The organism is Geomonas anaerohicana, assembly GCF_016458305.1.
Taxonomy (GTDB): Bacteria; Desulfobacterota; Desulfuromonadia; order Geobacterales; family Geobacteraceae; genus Geomonas; species Geomonas anaerohicana.
The window spans coordinates 391352-407380 of the sequence record NZ_JAEMHL010000001.1; the positions used below are offsets into that span (position 1 = coordinate 391352).

The 16029-nt window shown below is 63.1% G+C and carries 15 protein-coding genes and 1 riboswitch; of the genes, 9 read left to right on the top strand and 6 right to left on the bottom strand.

Features of this window, described 5'->3' with window-relative positions:
• Window positions 1-14: 14 nt before the first annotated feature.
• The 4 genes from JFN91_RS01630 to JFN91_RS01645 form a co-directional block, all read right to left on the bottom strand.
• Window positions 15-1277 (bottom strand): hypothetical protein, encoded by a 1263-nt coding sequence (locus JFN91_RS01630; protein WP_199387474.1) that lies wholly within the window; start codon window positions 1275-1277, stop codon window positions 15-17.
• Window positions 1278-1336: 59 nt separating this feature from the next.
• The gene (locus JFN91_RS01635) at window positions 1337-2806 is read right to left on the bottom strand and encodes a hypothetical protein (protein ID WP_199387475.1); all 1470 of its coding nucleotides are present in this window, start codon (window positions 2804-2806) and stop codon (window positions 1337-1339) included.
• Between the two features lie 191 nt (window positions 2807-2997).
• Window positions 2998-3495: a DUF11 domain-containing protein gene (locus JFN91_RS01640; protein WP_199387476.1), complete on the bottom strand. Its 498-nt coding sequence runs from the start codon at window positions 3493-3495 to the stop codon at window positions 2998-3000.
• Between the two features lie 205 nt (window positions 3496-3700).
• Window positions 3701-3783, bottom strand: a riboswitch (cyclic di-GMP riboswitch).
• A gap of 375 nt (window positions 3784-4158) precedes the next feature.
• Window positions 4159-4980 (bottom strand): hypothetical protein, encoded by an 822-nt coding sequence (locus JFN91_RS01645; RefSeq protein WP_199387477.1) that lies wholly within the window; start codon window positions 4978-4980, stop codon window positions 4159-4161.
• A 359-nt stretch (window positions 4981-5339) separates the two neighbouring features.
• Here JFN91_RS01645 and JFN91_RS01650 point away from each other — a divergent pair, with 359 nt between their 5' ends.
• The 9 genes from JFN91_RS01650 (at window position 5340) to JFN91_RS01690 (ending at window position 14206) form a co-directional block, all read left to right on the top strand.
• Entirely contained in the window at window positions 5340-6686 is a 1347-nt protein-coding gene (locus tag JFN91_RS01650) for a UbiD family decarboxylase (RefSeq protein ID WP_199387478.1), read from the top strand.
• Window positions 6687-6731: 45 nt separating this feature from the next.
• Entirely contained in the window at window positions 6732-7601 is an 870-nt protein-coding gene (locus JFN91_RS01655; RefSeq protein WP_199387479.1) for a 4-hydroxybenzoate octaprenyltransferase, read from the top strand.
• Window positions 7598-8203 (top strand): UbiX family flavin prenyltransferase, encoded by a 606-nt coding sequence (locus JFN91_RS01660; protein ID WP_199387480.1) that lies wholly within the window; start codon window positions 7598-7600, stop codon window positions 8201-8203. Before JFN91_RS01655 ends, JFN91_RS01660 begins: the two co-directional genes overlap by 4 nt.
• 34 nt (window positions 8204-8237) lie before the next feature.
• A complete protein-coding gene (gene mqnE / locus JFN91_RS01665) occupies window positions 8238-9314 on the top strand; it encodes an aminofutalosine synthase MqnE (RefSeq protein ID WP_199387481.1) in 1077 nt (358 codons plus the stop codon).
• Between the two features lie 92 nt (window positions 9315-9406).
• Window positions 9407-10471 carry a cyclic dehypoxanthinyl futalosine synthase gene (gene mqnC, locus JFN91_RS01670; protein WP_199387482.1) on the top strand — a complete coding sequence of 355 codons (1065 nt, stop codon included), beginning with the start codon at window positions 9407-9409 and terminating at the stop codon, window positions 10469-10471.
• A gap of 73 nt (window positions 10472-10544) precedes the next feature.
• Window positions 10545-11597 (top strand): histidinol-phosphate transaminase, encoded by a 1053-nt coding sequence (hisC, locus tag JFN91_RS01675; protein WP_199387483.1) that lies wholly within the window; start codon window positions 10545-10547, stop codon window positions 11595-11597.
• Between the two features lie 162 nt (window positions 11598-11759).
• Complete coding sequence (locus JFN91_RS01680; RefSeq protein WP_199387484.1) at window positions 11760-12893, top strand: ribonuclease D; 1134 nt, start codon at window positions 11760-11762, stop codon at window positions 12891-12893.
• A 161-nt stretch (window positions 12894-13054) separates the two neighbouring features.
• Window positions 13055-13756 carry a DUF72 domain-containing protein gene (locus JFN91_RS01685; protein ID WP_199387485.1) on the top strand — a complete coding sequence of 234 codons (702 nt, stop codon included), beginning with the start codon at window positions 13055-13057 and terminating at the stop codon, window positions 13754-13756.
• A 123-nt stretch (window positions 13757-13879) separates the two neighbouring features.
• The gene (locus tag JFN91_RS01690) at window positions 13880-14206 is read left to right on the top strand and encodes a hypothetical protein (RefSeq protein ID WP_199387486.1); all 327 of its coding nucleotides are present in this window, start codon (window positions 13880-13882) and stop codon (window positions 14204-14206) included.
• A 58-nt stretch (window positions 14207-14264) separates the two neighbouring features.
• On the opposite strand, the gene JFN91_RS01695 is transcribed toward JFN91_RS01690, so the two are convergent.
• Window positions 14265-15005, bottom strand: a complete 741-nt coding sequence (locus tag JFN91_RS01695) for a 16S rRNA (uracil(1498)-N(3))-methyltransferase (RefSeq protein WP_199387487.1) — start codon at window positions 15003-15005, stop codon at window positions 14265-14267.
• Entirely contained in the window at window positions 15006-15926 is a 921-nt protein-coding gene (prmA, locus tag JFN91_RS01700) for a 50S ribosomal protein L11 methyltransferase (RefSeq protein WP_199387488.1), read from the bottom strand.
• Window positions 15927-16029 lie beyond the last annotated feature (103 nt).

Consider the following 16029-nt stretch of genomic DNA (forward strand, 5'->3'; position numbering starts at 1 on the left):
TGCCGTGTCTCTCCCTACTTGATCTTCACCTGGTAGGCGACGGCCACGCCCTTGCCGATCGGGATGATGCCTGGGGTGGTGGCGTTGGCGTTGACACCGACGTTGACCACCAGGTTCGGGGAGTTCCCGGCCACGTAGCTTGCCTGGTTGGCGCCGACCGCCCCGGCTGCGATGGTCGAGGTGACGCCGTTGGTGTCGATGTAGAAGATCTGTCGGGAGCCGGTGTAGGCCGCCAGCGGATCGGTGACGTAGCTGGTCGGCACGTAGTCCGACACGGCGCACGCGGTGAGGTCGAAGGTGCTGGCGCCGCTGTTCGATGCCTCGATGACGTACTCGATGGTGTCACCCGGCTTGCCGGTTACCCCTCCGGTGTAATAGGGGAGGGAGCCTGCGCCGGTATTGCCCTCGACGGAGGTGTTGTAGTGGGCGGTCCCGGTTCCCGCGGCCGGGGCGGTCACGTTCCTGGAATATTTCTGGAAGGTGATGGTCGGCGGCGTGGAGGTCCACTTGTTGGCCGGGGCGGTGCTGGCGGTGCCGGTCGGGAAGTTCGGCGCGGTAACGTCGACCTTGACCGTGGTGGTAAGGTCCATGCCGAGGGTGGTGATGGTGCCGGGCTTCGCAGTCAGGTTCACCTGCTGGCGTTCGCCGACCTGGACGCCGGCGCCCGGGATGTCCCCGGCCTGGATGGCCTCGGAGTTGGCCCAGTAAATGGTGAAGGTGTTGGTGCTCCCGTTGTACTGGGTCGAGGTGACCTTCGGGGTGTAGGTGTGGCTGTTGATCGTGAAGACGATGATGTCGTTCACGGCGATGCCGTTCACCTCGGAGTCGGCGCTGACGCCGCCGCCGATCGGGGCAGGGACCACGATCGAGGTGGTGCTGCCGGTGCCGGCAGTGATGGTGGCGCCGAGGACGACGCTGGTGCCGCCGGTCACGCTGGCGCCGGTGCTGTTGCTGCTGGCGGTCACGGACGGGGTCACCGTGTAGGTGGCCGGGCCGTTGGCGGACGAGGTTATGGTGACGGTGTCGGCGATGCCGGGGGTGTCGGGTCCCTGGTAGGCGGCGTCGCCCCTGGTGACGGTTACGTTGGGGAGAGCCGGCACCAGGTCGACCTTGACAGTGACCGAACTCTCGGCGGTGAGCCCGCCGTTGTAGGAAAGGACGGCGCGGTTCACGATGGCGGTATTGGCGGCCGTACTGGCAAAGGAAGCCTGGGCGCACAACACCGCGGGAGCCGCCAGCGCAAGCGCCAGCAGCGATTTCATTGCAGCTCTCAACACATCTACCTCCTAGATTCGGCTCTCCGGCACCGTCATGGAACCGGAGAGCCGGTGCGGTTTTAGTCCACCTTCACGCGGTACTTGATGGTGTAGGTGCTGTTCCATTTAAGCGGACTTACGCAAAGGGCCTGGGTGTTCTTCGTGCTGTCGCTGCACGAAGGCACGGTGCCGCCTGCCGATACGCTGGAACCTTGACCGAGGTAGAAATTGAGCGGAAGCCCGGCGGCTACGCCGGCCGCCTTGCCGAAGCCGACGGCCGGTGCCGGTGCTGCCGGCTGGGCCGCCACTTCGCCACTGGCGTCGGTGGTCAGGTTGACGGTGTTGACGCCGTCGGAGACCTGGGCGAAGTAGCCGGTGGTGACGGTGTCGTCGCCGACGCCGTAGCCGTCCTTGTAGACCACGAGCTTGGTATAGGAGGGGATGTTGTCGAGCACCGCGGCGGCGATAGCCTGCCCGCCGGTATTGGTTACCGTGACCTGGTACTCGAGCACCTGGCCCGGATTGCTGGTGGCTGTGGCGCCGAAGTTGCCGTTGTCGGTGAAGTTCCTGACCTCTTTCAGGATCTCCAGCTTGGTGGCCAGGAAGTTGCCGGCGGTGCAGCTTGCGCCGGCGCTGCCGACGTACTGGGTGTTGTTGCCGGAGCTGTCGGTTGCCGTCAGCTTGTAGTCGACGGTCGCGTCGTTGCCCTTGACGTTGGAGACGGCGCTGACGTCGATTTTCACGATGGCCATTTCCCCGACCACGGTGCCGACGGCCGGTGCCGTGGTGTTGAAGGCCGGGGCGGTGCCGCCGTTGCCGATGCCGTTCACGTTGGCGAAGGCTTGCACCTGGACCTGGTCGCGCTGCTCGGTGGTGGCGTTGCCGGTGGTGGTGCTGGCCACGGTGCCGTTCACGGAGTATCCCGCGGCGTGGCCGAGGATGACGTTCTTGACCAGGTAAGCCGTCTTGGTTGCGCCGTAGTCGACGACCACGATGGCGCCGGCGGCGAAGCCGCCTTGCGCGGCAGATTTGAGCGAGCCGCCCGGGAAGAGCAGGGTATCGGTGCCCGAGGTGCCGACCACGATGGCGCTGTTCAGCACCAGGTCGCTGGCCGCGGAGGTGCTCGGAGCCTGGACGGTGCCGTCGGCTTTGAGGATGGTGTAGGCCGCACTGCTGGTGCTCGCGTTAGTCGCGGTGTTGGAGATGGACAGCTTGTAGGTGTCCTGGCCGTTGGCCGTTGCGGTCAGGGCGTAGAGAGCGCTGAAGGTGCCGCCGGAGGCATAGCTGCCCAGGGGCGCGCAGGCGAATGCCGGCGTGTAGTTCGCGCTGCTCGGCGGGGTGGAGACGTTCAGGCCCGCTTTGACCAGGTTGACGGTGACCGTGGTGGAGAAGGCGGCGCTGAACGAGGTGGTGTTGCTGGCGTCCTTGTAGTCGACCGTGACCACGTTCAGGATGGTGGTGCCGGCGGTGGTGCTGGCGCCGGCCGTTGCCGGCACGCCGGCGGCCGCAATGGCGCTGATGGCCAGGGCGGCGAAGAGGTTGCGTTTCATAGGATCTCCTTTTTTGTGATGCATCAATTCAAATAAAAAATAGCAATGGTGTTCCTGTACTGCCGGTACTGCTTGTACTTGTACTGCATGTACTGCTTCTAGTTGTGCTGATGGTACTGTCACATCTATTTGTCATCATTGGGTCATAGGCGCTCCTTATTGGTTATCTGTACGTAGATATATGCTTCTGGCTATTTCACCTTTACCTTGAAGTTGACCGAGCCTTTGCCGCCGGCCGGTATCTGCGGGATGGTCCAGCGGATGTCGGTGTATTCCTCGGGTGCCGCCACCTTCTTCTCCATCTTGCCGCCGCTTCCTTTCAGCTCGTAGGTCAGCAGGGTCGGTTTCTTGAAGCTCTTTCCCTTGTCGATGGAAAAGGTAAGGTCGTCGGCGTCGCTGGCGCTGCCGGGGATGTAGGCGGTGCCGGTGGGGATCGGGTCACTGATGACGACGTCTTTGGCCGCCTCGGTCCCGGAGTTCACGTAGCTGAGGGTGTAGATGATCTCCTCACCCGGTTGCACCCCTTTGGCTGCCACCCGCTTTTTTACCTGCTTTCCTTTGGCGGTGACATTGACCTCTTTCTCTGCCTTGATCGCAATGGTGACCTTGGGCTGTGCCCAGACGGCAAGCGGCATGGATGTCAGGGCGAGGGCGACGGTTGCTGCGACTAAATACTTGTTTCTCTGCATTTTTTTCTCCTTGTTGTGCGGTTTGGTGCGCGGTTGGTTGCAAGATTGAAATCATTTTGTTGACGGTATAAGTTCCGCTGTTACGGGTACTTGCGAGACTCGGTGGATTGGATGCAAAAATGCCCGTCTTCATGTACATGGAGACGGGCATTATCTGCCGCAGCGAGGACGGTTCGTCCTCCCCCGGGCCTGACTCCAGATGCTCTTCGGTAGCCCGGCTATCCCCCTCGTGGAAAGGGACCCGTGGCTTTGCGTCGCCGGATTGCTCCGGGTTTGCCGTTATCGGAGTAGGTATGGACGGGCAGAGTTTAGATCATGGTGGCCCTAAGGTCTTAATTTTTGATTAACTTTTTTGCTCGATCGCTGTTGTTACCCGCTAGGACTACACTGAGGTCAGCATAATTCCTACCTGGCGGTGCAACAATACCAAATTGCATGAAAAATATAAAGTTTTTTTTCCAATGAGAGAAGTGTCGTGTGAGGTCGTCCAGTTACCCGTTACCGTTTTGTTGTAATCGCACAAAGGCTCCTGGTGCGGTCCGGGGTCTGCCCGATGGAACGGTGGACGGGGGTGAGGCCCTAATGAAGCGGTGAAAGACGGGACGCGAAGCGGGGCAACCCGGGCAGCCGGCGCAGCAGTGCGCCGGCTGCCGGAGGGGAAATTCAGTTGGTGTTGAGCAGCACCTGGAGGGCGTTTATCTGGGCGGCGGAAAGCATGATCCCCTGGTGCCCTGGCTGCCCGGCAAGGTACTTCGCCGGGACCTCGCCCCCCCTCAGGGCTAGGTCGGGGGCTCCGGCGGCGCTGGCGTCGAAGCTGCCCAGGGAGTGGCATGCCGCGCATTGCGCCTGGTATACCGGCTGTGCAGCCAGGGCAAGCGAACCGGGTGCCGGGAGGACGGCACTGCTGGTGCCGACCACGAAGTCGAAGCCGGCTGCGATAGTGTAGGTAGGCTTGGCCGGGTCGTTGTCGTCCTCGACAATGGCGCTGTAGGAGCCACTGATGCGGTCGCCGGAGTTGCCCCCGTAACGCGTGAAGCTGATGGTCCCGCCGACGGTGCGCAACAAGGTGGACGGGTGCCCGTTGAGAAAGTAGAGGTTGCCCGGGAACGGGGTGCCGCCGGCATTGCCCAATGCGTAGCTGGTCTGGGTCGCTACGGAAGTTCCGGGCGCGAAGTCGATCCTGGAGATGGTTTTGTAGTCAGGATCGTTGAGGCTGGTGGCAATGCCGGCCCGGAAGACGATCCCGAGGTTGGAAACGCTCGAAGAAAGGTACGTCGCCTTTTCCAAGCCGTATTGGTCACTGGTCACCGCGTAAGAATTGCTAGCTACCTGATCGTTGCTGGTGTTGATGCCGGTCGGGGTGGTCCCGCCGCCACCGCCACCGCAGGCCGCGAGTAGGATGAGCGTCAAGCCGAGTGCCGCCGTTGCGATCCGGGGGGGACGGGAGCCATGGTCCTTGTTGGTCTTAGTTGTCGTGCTGTTCATGGAAGCCCCCTTTATTCCTTCGTTGCAACCTCTTTTTCACGGAAGGTGCCAGAAAAAGTTAATGTGTAAAAATGTCGTATGTGCTTCACTTATCGGCACAATTTCTTCTCAACTGCAGGAATTTCGTGGGGGAATTTCAAAAAGTTCCTGTTCAGGGTTTGCACAGTTTTAACCTTTGCTGTGCTTAACCTGAACTGGTGGCTGTTCCGGGCAAGATGGTTCCTTCTTTCATGAATGTTTCTGCGCTGCAGTCGGGGGGGGCGGTCGCTGCCAGGGGAAGGTAAGCGGGGAAGAAAAACGTTGTCATCGCATGGTGGAAGTGTTAAAAACTTTCTCTTCAGGTTATTTGCGGAGTGTGCATGGCCATCAGGGACTTACGAGACTTTCTCGCCGTGCTGGACACCGCAGGTGAGCTGCATCGGGTGGATGCGGAGGTGGATTCCGAACTGGAAATCGCCTGCATCACCGACCGGCAGAGCAAGCTCCCCGGTGGCGGCAAGGCCCTTCTCTTCCAAAACGTCAAGGGAAGTTCCCACCCTGTGGCAACCAACCTCTTCGGCTCCCCTTCCCGTATGGCGCTTGCGCTCCAGGTCGAACACCTTTCCCTGCTGACGGGCAAGATGGAACAGCTGCTCGCCGCACCCGAGAGCGCGCCGGCGCCGACCCTCGTGGAGCAGGCACCCTGTCAGGAGGTGATCGAGCGGCATCCGGACCTGGGACGATACCCATTCCTGAAGAGCTGGCCGGGTGACGGCGGGCGCTTCATCACGCTCCCCCTGGTGTTCACCCGGGATCCCGAGACCGGGGCAGGCAACTGCGGCATGTACCGGGTCCGGCTCTTCGACGACGGTTGTGTGGGGATTCGCTGGAAGCCCGGCAGCGGCGGCTTCGGGCACCACCAAAAACACCAGGCGGCGGGACTGCCGATGCCGGTGGCGATCGCCGTTGGCGCTGCGCCCGCGCTGACGCTGGCCGCGATGCTCCCTTTGCCGGAACCGTTGGACGAGGTCTCCTTCGCAGGCTATTTGCACGGGGCGTCCTTGGCCATGGCCCCCTGCCTCGACTCCGGGCTAATGGTGCCGGCCGATGCGGAAGTGGTCATCGAAGGGGTGATCGAGCCCGGCGCCACCCGCCGCGAGGGTGCTTTCGGGAACCACACCGGGAGCTACGACCAGGGCGAAGAGGTGCCCCTGGTCCGGGTCACTTGCATCACCCGCAGGAAAGATCCCGTCTGTCCGGCGACGGTGGTCGGACCCCCGCCCATGGAGGACTGCTACCTGGCCAAGGCCGCCGAGCGGCTGTGGCTGCCGCTGCTGCGCCGGCAATGCCCGGAGATCGTCGACCTGGTCATGCCGGTGGAGGGGATCTTTCACGGCTGTGCCGTCATCTCCATCGCGAAGAAGACGGCCGGGCAGGGACGCCGGGTGCTGGAGTGCCTGCGCAGCGAGGGATGGCTGAAACGGGGCAAGCTCCTGGTGGTCGTCGACGAGACGGGGGAAGAACTGACCCTGGCGCACGGTTTTTGGCAGGCACTGAATGCAGTCCGCTTCCCGGCCGACCTGGTGGTGACGCCGGACGGCTGCCTCGGGGTCGACGCGACGGGGAAGCTCCCGGAAGAAGGCGGAGAGCAAAAGCAATCGTTGCAACCGGATGCATCGGTTAGCGCCCAGGTTGAGCGGAGATGGCGGGAATACGGCTTTCTCTGACAAGGGGCTGGAAAGGAATTCATGAGCAGTCAGGCAGGAGTAGAGATGACGATGTACGCCAGGATCAAGGTATTCCTGGAGATGATAAAGTTCAGCCACACCATTTTTGCGCTCCCGTTCGCCTTCACCGGCGCGCTGTTGGCTGCCAAGGGGCTCCCCACCGTGGCGCAGGCGGGGTGGATCGTGCTGGCCATGGTGGGAGCGCGTACCGCGGCCATGGGACTCAACCGGGTCATCGACGCCGACATCGACGGCCGCAATCCCCGTACCGCCGGGCGTGCCATCCCGGCAGGGCTGCTCGGGCGCGGCCCGGTGATCTTCTTCATCGTGCTCTCCGTGCTGCTCATGCTCTTCGCGGCCCGGATGCTGAACCCGCTGTGCCTCTACCTGTCGCCGGTGGCGCTCGGCTTCATCCTCCTTTATTCCTACTGCAAGCGTTTTACCTCCCTGGCTCATGTGGTGCTCGGTATCTGTCTCGCCGGGGCTCCGCTGGGAGCTTGGATCGCCATCCGCGGCAGCGCCGACCTGCCTGCTTTCCTGCTGGCCTTCGCCGTGCTCTTCTGGGTGGCCGGCTTCGACATCCTCTATGCCCTGCAGGATATGGATTTCGACCGGCAGAGCGGGCTGCACTCCATTCCGGCCAAGCTGGGCCTGAACGGCTCGCTCTGGACCTCGCGCATCTTTCACCTGGCTTCCTGCCTGTTCCTGCTCGCCCTCTATCTTTACCTCGGTCTGGGCACCTTCTTCCTGGCCGGCCTGGTCGCCACCTGCGCAATGCTGCTGTATGAGCACCACCTGCTGCGCGGCGGCAACCTCGACGCCCTCGACGCCGCCTTTTTCAACATGAACGGGTACATCAGTGTGACCCTCTTCTTCGCCACGCTGCTGGATACCCTGTCCGCGGGGGCGGTGTGAAGCAGCGCCACTTCGTCGTCGCCATAACCGGGGCCTCCGGCAGCATCTACGCGCTCAGGTTGATCGAGGAGCTATTGCGCTCGGCAGCGCGCGTCAGCGTGCTCATCACCGAGGCGGGCTTTGCGGTGTTGCGCGAGGAGTGCGGCCTGGAGTGGGGCGGTGCAGCGCAGGTGGTGCAGGAGCAACTGCGGCAGAGGGTGGGTAACGGCGGCGAGCTGCGCTACTACGCCTTGGACGATCTTTTCGCGCCCATCGCCAGCGGTTCGTCGGCGCCCGACGCCATGCTGGTGGTGCCGTGTTCGATGGGGACCCTGTCCCGCATCAGCTGCGGCAATGCCGGCAACCTCCTGGAGCGGGCCGCGGACGTGATGCTCAAGGAGGCGCGTCCCCTGGTGCTGGTGCCGCGTGAGACCCCGTTCAATGCCATCCACCTGGAGCACATGCTGAAGCTGTCCCGGCTGGGGGTGAGGATCGTCCCGGCCATGCCCGGCTTTTACCACCAGCCGCAGACCATGGAAGACCTGGTGGACTTCGTGGTCGGCAAGGTGCTGGACAGCGTGCAGGTGGAGCACACCCTGTTCCGGCGCTGGGGCGGTGAGTAAAAGGCGGTCCGACAAGAAAGGAAAAATAGCACCAATGACATTTGCAGCCATAAAAGACAAAGTCCTGGCCGGCGTCCGCATCGACGAGGAGGAAGCACTCCTGCTGTTCCGGCACCCCAACCTCCTGGAGCTGGGCGAGCTGGCACAGGCGGTGAACGAGCAGCGCAACGGCCGCAAGGTCTTCTTCAACGTCAACCGCCACATCAACCACACCAACATCTGCGTCAATCGCTGCCGCTTCTGCGCCTTCTTCCGCAGGGCCGGTGAGGAAGGCGCCTACCTGATGACGCTGGACGAGGTACGTGCCCGCGCCGAGGAGGCGCTGCAGCAGGGCGCCACCGAAATCCACGTGGTGGGCGGCCTGCACCCCGATCTCCCCTTCGAGTTCTACCTGGAACTCCTGGGCACCATCAAGTCGGTCTCGCCGGAGCTGCACGTGAAAGCCTTTACCGCGGTGGAGATCGCCTACCTGGCCGACCTCGCCAAGCTTTCTATCCCGAAGACCCTCGAGAAGCTGAAGGATGCGGGGCTTGGTTCGCTGCCCGGCGGCGGCGCCGAGATCTTCGCCCCGGAGATCCGCAACCAGCTCTGCCCCGAGAAGATCAGTGGCGCGCAGTGGCTCGCCATCATGGAGCAGGTGCACCAGGCAGGGCTCAAGTCCAACGCCACCATGCTCTACGGTCATCTGGAGAGCGTAGAGGACCGGGTCGACCACATGCGCCAGTTGCGGGAGCTGCAGGATAGGACCGGCGGTTTCCAGGTCTTCATCCCGCTCGCCTTCCAGCCCGAGCATTCCCAGTTGAAAATCGGCGGCAGCGGCACTAGCGGTGTCGACGACCTGCGCACCCTCGCTGTCGGCCGCATCTACCTGGACAACTTCGCCAACGTAAAGGCCTACTGGGTCATGCTGGGCGAGAAGATCGCGCAGGTTGCGCTCTGCTTCGGCGTCAATGACCTGGACGGCACCGTCGTCGAGGAGCGCATCGGTCATGAAGCCGGCGCCGACACCCCGCAGGCCATGAGCCGGGAAGGCATTGTCGCCATGATTCGCAAAGCGGGCCGCATCCCGGTCGAGCGCGACACCCTCTACCGCGAGCTCCGGGCGTATTAAGTTCCCGGTCCATCGGGTCCACTGAGTCCACCGGGTCCACCGGGTCCACCCCCCGTTGCCCTTTAGCCAAAGAAAGCCGCAGGTCCACCACCATGCTCAACACCATCACCGAAAAAGTCGCCGCCGGCGCCGACATCACCTTCGACGAGGCGCTCTGGTGCCTGACCGAGGGTGATCTCCTCGCCGTCGGCCGCATCGCCGACTCCATCCGCCGCAGCATGCATCCCGAGGGGTGCGTCAGCTTCGTCGTGGACCGCAACGTGAACTACACCAACGTCTGCGAGTCGCAGTGCAAGTTCTGCGCGTTCTATCGCAACCCCGAGGCCGCGGACGCCTATCTCCTGGACAACGAAGCCATCATGGCCAAGATCCAGGAACTGGTGGACCAGGGGGGGACGCAACTGCTGATGCAGGGCGGCCTGCACCCCTCGCTCGACATCACCTATTTCGAGGCCCTGTTCCGCGAGATCAAGCGCCGCTTCCCCGGCGTGCAGAACCATTCCCTGTCGCCGGCCGAAATCACCCATACCGCGAAGCTCTCCGGGCTTGCCATCCCCGAGACCCTGAAGCGTCTGAAGGAGGCCGGACTCGACTCGGTCCCGGGGGGCGGGGCTGAGATCCTCGTGGACAGCGTACGTGCCGAGATCTCGCCGAAGAAGATCGGCTGGCAGGGGTGGGCGGACGTGATGCGCGAGGCGGCGAAACTGGGCATGCCCACCACCGCGACCATGATGTTCGGCAGCAAGGAACGCATCGAGGACGTGGTAGAGCACCTGTTCCGGGTGCGCGACCTGCAGGCTCAGGGGGGCAGCTTCACCGCCTTCATCCCCTGGACCTACCAGCCCGGCAACACGGAACTGGGCGGCAAGACCGCCAGCGGCGTGGAATACCTCAAGGTGCTGGCCCTGTCCCGCATCGTGCTCAGGAACATCCCCAACATCCAGGCGAGTTGGGTGACGCAAGGGGCGAAGATGGCGCAGGTCGCGCTCTTCTTCGGCGCCAACGACGTGGGCGGCACCATGCTGGAAGAAAACGTGGTTGCCGCGGCGGGTTGCCGTTTCCGTATGTCGCAGCAGCAAATGATCGACCTCATTAAGGGGGCGGGCTTTACGCCGGTCCGCCGCACCACCTTGTACCGGGAACTGGAGCGGTATTAGAGGCTGGCCCTTTGACTTTCTCATTGAATTCCGGTTATAGTCACAGATCGAATCCGCCAGCAAAGGAGTTGCCATGATCACCCTGCGGCAAAACATCGCAGAGATGGCCGGCTATGTCCCCGGCTTCCAGCCCGAAGACATCGCCTCCTACATCAAGCTGAACACCAACGAGAACCCGTATCCCCCGTCCCCGCAGGTGATCGACGCCATCGCCAGGGAAGTCGGCGAGGGGCTGCGCCGCTACCCCGACGCCGCCAGCCGCCTGGCGCGCGAGGAGGCCGGCCGGTTGTACGGCTTCGACCCCTCCTGGATCATCATGGCCAATGGGTCGGACGAGGTGCTCAACAACCTGATCCGCGCCTTCGCCGGCGAGGGCGAGGAGATCGCCTACATCCATCCCTCCTACTCCTACTACGGCACGCTGGCCGAGGTGCAGGGGGCCAAGGTCCGCACCTTCGGTCTGACCGAGGCGTTCGAGCCGGAAGGGATCCCGGAGCGTTACGACGCCAAGCTCTTCTTCCTCACCAACCCGAACGCGCCGCTGGGCTTCACCTATAGCCAGAACTACATCGCCGACCTCGCCGGGCGCCTGTCCGGAATGCTGGTGGTGGACGAGGCGTACGTGGACTTCGCGGAGGAGACCTCGCTGGAACTGGTGCGCTCCCTCGACAACGTCGTGGTCACCCGCACCTTCTCCAAGAGCTACTCCCTGGCGGGGATGAGGCTCGGCCTCGCCATCGCGCGCCCGGAGGTGATCGCCGCTCTCAACAAGATCCGCGACCACTACAACCTGGACCGCCTGGCACAGGCTGCCGCCACCGCGGCACTGCACGACCAGCCCTACTTCCTGGAGTGCGTGGCCAAGATCAAGGAGACCCGTGCCTGGTTCACCGCCGAACTGGAAAAGATCGGCTACCATGTCATCCCCTCCAGCGGCAACTACGTCTTTGCCAGTCCGCCGGACCGGGACGGGACCCGTGTCTACCAGGGGCTGTACGACCGCAAGATCCTGGTGCGCCACTTTACCGATCCGAAGCTGCGCCATGGCCTGCGCATCACCATCGGCACCAAAGAGGAGATGGAGCGCACCATCCAGGCGCTGATCGAGATCGGCCCGGGGCGGTAATCCCGGCAACGGCAATTTTTTCGGCAAAAGCCGATCTGGACTTGTGTAGAAAGTGAAAAAGTTGTAATCTTTCCGGCTGGCGCTGTCGCCGTGACCTGAGCAGGTCGCAAAAACGCCAAATATCTCGCAAGCATATATAGATGCAGAAACGGACGGAACCATTTGCAGAACAAGAATAAAGCCACAAATCCCGCAGCGGCACATCTCGTAACCGACCAAAAGACCCTGGATGAACTCGTAGAGCGGCTCTCGAAGGAGTCGGTGCTTGCTTTCGACCTGGAGGCCGACTCTCTGCACCACTACACCGAGAAGGTCTGCCTGATCCAGGTCTCCTCCCTGTCGGAAACGCGCCTGATCGATCCGCTGGCCCCCATCGACGTGCGGGCGCTGGCGCCGATCTTCGCCAACCCGGCTATCAAGAAGATCTTCCACGGCGCGGACTACGACATGCGTTCGCTGTATCGGGACTTCGGCATCGAGGTGGTCAACCTCTTCGACACCATGATCGCCAGCCAGTTCCTGGGCGAGAGCGAGTTCGGCCTGGCCGCGCTCTTGAAGAAGCGCTTCGGCGTCGAGCTGGACAAACGCTACCAGAAGGCCGATTGGAGCAAGCGCCCCTTCTCCCAGGAGATGCTGGAGTACGCCATGAAGGACACCTCCCTCTTGATCGAGCTGTACCGTCAGCTCGAGGCCGAGCTGGTCGCCAAGGGGCGCCTGGCCTGGGTGGAGGAGGAGTCCGAACTGGTGGCGGGGGTGAGATCGCCGTCCCGCGAAGGCGAGCTCATGTGCCTGCGCTTCAAGGGTGCCAACAAGATGAAGCCGCGCGAGCTGGCCGTCCTCGAGGAACTGCTCAAGTTCCGTGACGAGAAGGCGCGCCTTGCCGACGTCCCCCCGTTCCGTATCCTCAGTAACGACCTGTTGCGCGAACTCGCCGAGAAGCAGCCCAGGAGCAACTTTGAACTGGTCGGCATCCACACCATGTCGTCCAAGCTGATCGAGCGGCTCGGGCGCGGGCTGCTGCAGGCGATCGCCAACGGGCTGGCCCTGCCGCAGGACAAGCTGCCGCAGGTGCAGCAACACCGCCGTCCGGTGCTGGACCGGCTCCAGGACGAGAAGGTAAAGCGGCTCAAGATCTGGCGCGAGGCGAAGTCGGCCCAGCTCGGTCTGGGCGTGGGCCTGGTGGCCAACAACACGCTCCTGGAAGCGCTCGCCGAGCCGGGTTCCTCGCACAACGCGCTCTTGAAGCGCTGGCAGCGCGAGGCGTTCGGCGATGAGCTGGCCTCGCTGATCTCCTGATAGACAGACATGGCGGCACGATGGGCGGGTTCCTTATGAGGAGCCCGCCTTTTTTCGTCCTATGAGTGTCCAGCCGGGGGCATTTCCATTAGAATGCCTTGTGCAGTCCGCCCCCTGTTGTATAACATGATGCTGTGGTGGAGACGGGTGGGAGGCACGCCATGATCCTGTACATTGGCACCAGCGGTTATTCCTACAACGAATGGAAAGGGAGTTTCTATCCCACCGACCTGCCGTCCCGCGAGATGCTGCACTACTACGGCGGGCAGTTCAACAGCGTGGAAATCAACAACACCTTTCATCGCATGCCCAAGGATTCGATGCTGGAGGGGTGGCGCGACGAGGTGCCGGAGACCTTCCGGTTCGTGCTCAAGGCGCCGCAGCGCATCACCCACATCAACCGGCTGAATAACGTCGCCGACCAGGTCTCTTACCTCTTCGACGTTGCCGGAGTCCTGGGGCGGCGGCTGGGCGCCGTGCTGTTCCAGCTTCCCCCCAGCCTCAAGAAGGATCTCCCCCTGCTGCACGATCTGTTGGCGTTGATACCACCGGGGCGCCGGGTGGCTCTGCAGTTTCAACACCGCTCCTGGTTGGATGACGAGGTGTTCGCGCTTTTGCATAGAAATGACGCTGCGCTCTGCATTGCCGACGTCGAGGGAGAGTTGGAGATTCCGGCCGTGGCGACGGCAACCTGGGGTTACCTGCGGCTGAGACGCCCGGAGTACCAGGTGGAGGATCTGAGGAAGTGGGCGGAGTTGGTGCGCGGTCGGGGATGGAGCGAAGCCTTCATTTTCTTCAAACACGAGGACGAGGCGAAGGGGCCGCTCTTCGCACGCCGGTTCGTCGAGGCTGTATCAGGATGAGTAGAGGAGGCCCGGAGGATTTTCCCCCTCCCTAACCCTCCCCCTCCGGGGGCGGGGACTAAAGCGACGGAGAGAGCGGCTGCTATTGGTTTCAGGTACGTACTTTAAGGATAAGGAGGCACCATGAGCGTCTGGAGCGTAGCCAAGATCGCGGCGACCAGGATCCCCTGGGGCAGGTTGGTGGAGAACTTCCCGGTGGTTATGGAGATGGCCAACCGTGCTAAGGGAAGGCTGATGGGAGCGGGATCCCCAAGCGGCATCGAGGCCAGGCTGCACCATCTGGAAGAGGAGAACCGGAAACTGGAGCGGGCGCTCCTGGAGACCTCCGGGCACCTGCAACTCACCATCAAGACGCTCAAGGTGGTGCTGGCCCGCGAGAAGATGCTCATGGCGGTGGCAGGGGTGTCGCTGCTGGTGTCGATTGCGGCGCTGGTCGTCGCGCTCAGATAGGGGACTAAAGAAAAGGGGACTGGCTACGCCAGGTGCCTGTCCCCCTACACCCTCCGCTTCACCCCAGGTCTCCCCAGTGGAACTGCAGTATCGAGACCAGGGCCAGCCCCGCGGTCTCGGTCCGCAGGATCCGCTTCCCCAGCGTCACCGGGGTGAAGCCGCAGGCAAGGGCGGCCGCCACCTCTCCACTGGTGAGTCCGCCCTCCGGGCCGACCACCACGGCCACGCTTTCCGGCGCCTGGTAACGCTCCAGGCACTCCCGTAGCGTGGTCTTCTCTTCCCCTTCCCACAAGAGCAGCTTCACCGCCTGCGGCGCATCGCTCAGCACGTCCTTCAGGCTCCCGCGGATGGCGACCTGCGGGGCGGCGCTGCGCCCGCACTGGCGCGCAGCTTCCTGCACGATCTTCTCGAAACGCGCCAGCTTGCCCGCCGTCTTCTCGCCGCGCAGCTTGGCCACCGACCGGGCGGCATCGAAGGTCACCACCTCGGCAACGCCGAGCTCGGTGCACTTTTGCAGGATCAGGTCGAGCTTGTCCCCTTTGGGGAGCCCCTGGTACAGGGTGATGCGCAGTCCCTGTTCCGGTTCGGGCGCGGCCGTGGTCGCGGCAATGCGGACGGTGAGACTCTTCGCCCCTACCTCCTCGACCACGCCGCTGTGGCGCCTGCCGTCGTTGTCGACAAGCTCCACCTCAGCCCCCTGCTTAAGCCGCAGTACGCGCGCCATGTGCCGGTACAGTTCGCCGGTCACGGTGGCTTCCCCGTCGCTGACGGGATTATCGCCGAGGAAGAAGCTGCGCACTTAGAGCTGTTTCCTCAGGGTGAGGCAGGACCACTCGGCCTCCCTCGGGTTTTCCACCAGTTCAAGGGCGGGGAAACCGGCCCGGACGAACTCCTCTTTCTCGGTGAGGATGCCGGAGAGGATCAGCCACCCGCCGGGCGCCACACGGGAGGTGAGCTGGTCGGAGAGGCGCACCAGTTCCTCGGCGAGGATGTTGGCGACCACGACGGCATACCCGCCGGGAAGCTGGGACAGGTCGGTGGTGGAGGCCTTGACGACGCCGTCCACGCCGTTCAGTTCCAGGTTTTCCTGGGTCACCCGGACCGCTTCCGGGTCGATGTCCACGGCGGTGATGTCGGTGGCGCCCAGAAGGGCGGCGGCGATACTGAGCACGCCGGAGCCGGTGCCGACGTCGAGGACCGGGTCCGGGAGTTTCTCCGAGTCGGCGGCAAAGGCGATGCGCTCCAGCGATTCCAGGCACATCTTGGTGGTGGGGTGGGCGCCGGTGCCGAAGGCCATGCCGGGATCGATCTGGATCACCAGGTCCCCCTCGACCTGCTGGTACTCCTCCCAGGTCGGCTTGATCACCAGCCGCTTGCCGATGCGCACCGGCTTGAAGTGCACCTTCCAGTTGTTGGCCCAGTCCTCGTTCTTGATGACGGTGATGACCGGCGGGGTGTAGACGAAGCCGGGGAAGTCCGGCCCGTGCTGGGCCAGGAACTGTTCTATCTTGATGCGCATGTCCTCTAGGGAGTCGTCCAGGGGGAGGTACCCCTTCACCGTCTTGATGCTGGTGTCTTCGAGGGTGTCCAGGGAAAAGGTATCCAGGTGCAGGTTGTCCACGCCGACGCCGTTGCCAGTCAGTTCTACGAGGAAGTCAGCTAATGTGTCGACCATCTCGGCCGGGACGTCACAGGCGATTTCCGCCCAGTCTGTAATCATAATGAGTTTTGCTCTCCTTTGGGGTGTGCGAATTGCCGCATTAAACTAGCAGAGAAATAAAGGGAATGGCAATGAAAACCTTGACATCCAAAAAAACTAGGGC

What these genes read in the sequence shown, in the direction of transcription:
- JFN91_RS01635 (WP_199387475.1), bottom strand. Translation starts at nt 2,806, where the DNA reads ATGAAACGCAACCTCTTCGCCGCCCTGGCCATCAGCGCCATTGCGGCC.
- JFN91_RS01640 (WP_199387476.1), bottom strand. Translation starts at nt 3,495, where the DNA reads ATGCAGAGAAACAAGTATTTAGTCGCAGCAACCGTCGCCCTCGCCCTG.
- JFN91_RS01645 (WP_199387477.1), bottom strand. Translation starts at nt 4,980, where the DNA reads ATGAACAGCACGACAACTAAGACCAACAAGGACCATGGCTCCCGTCCC.
- JFN91_RS01650 (WP_199387478.1), top strand. Translation starts at nt 5,340, where the DNA reads ATGGCCATCAGGGACTTACGAGACTTTCTCGCCGTGCTGGACACCGCA.
- JFN91_RS01655 (WP_199387479.1), top strand. Translation starts at nt 6,732, where the DNA reads ATGACGATGTACGCCAGGATCAAGGTATTCCTGGAGATGATAAAGTTC.
- mqnE (WP_199387481.1), top strand. Translation starts at nt 8,238, where the DNA reads ATGACATTTGCAGCCATAAAAGACAAAGTCCTGGCCGGCGTCCGCATC.
- mqnC (WP_199387482.1), top strand. Translation starts at nt 9,407, where the DNA reads ATGCTCAACACCATCACCGAAAAAGTCGCCGCCGGCGCCGACATCACC.
- hisC (WP_199387483.1), top strand. Translation starts at nt 10,545, where the DNA reads ATGATCACCCTGCGGCAAAACATCGCAGAGATGGCCGGCTATGTCCCC.
- JFN91_RS01685 (WP_199387485.1), top strand. Translation starts at nt 13,055, where the DNA reads ATGATCCTGTACATTGGCACCAGCGGTTATTCCTACAACGAATGGAAA.
- JFN91_RS01690 (WP_199387486.1), top strand. Translation starts at nt 13,880, where the DNA reads ATGAGCGTCTGGAGCGTAGCCAAGATCGCGGCGACCAGGATCCCCTGG.
- prmA (WP_199387488.1), bottom strand. Translation starts at nt 15,926, where the DNA reads ATGATTACAGACTGGGCGGAAATCGCCTGTGACGTCCCGGCCGAGATG.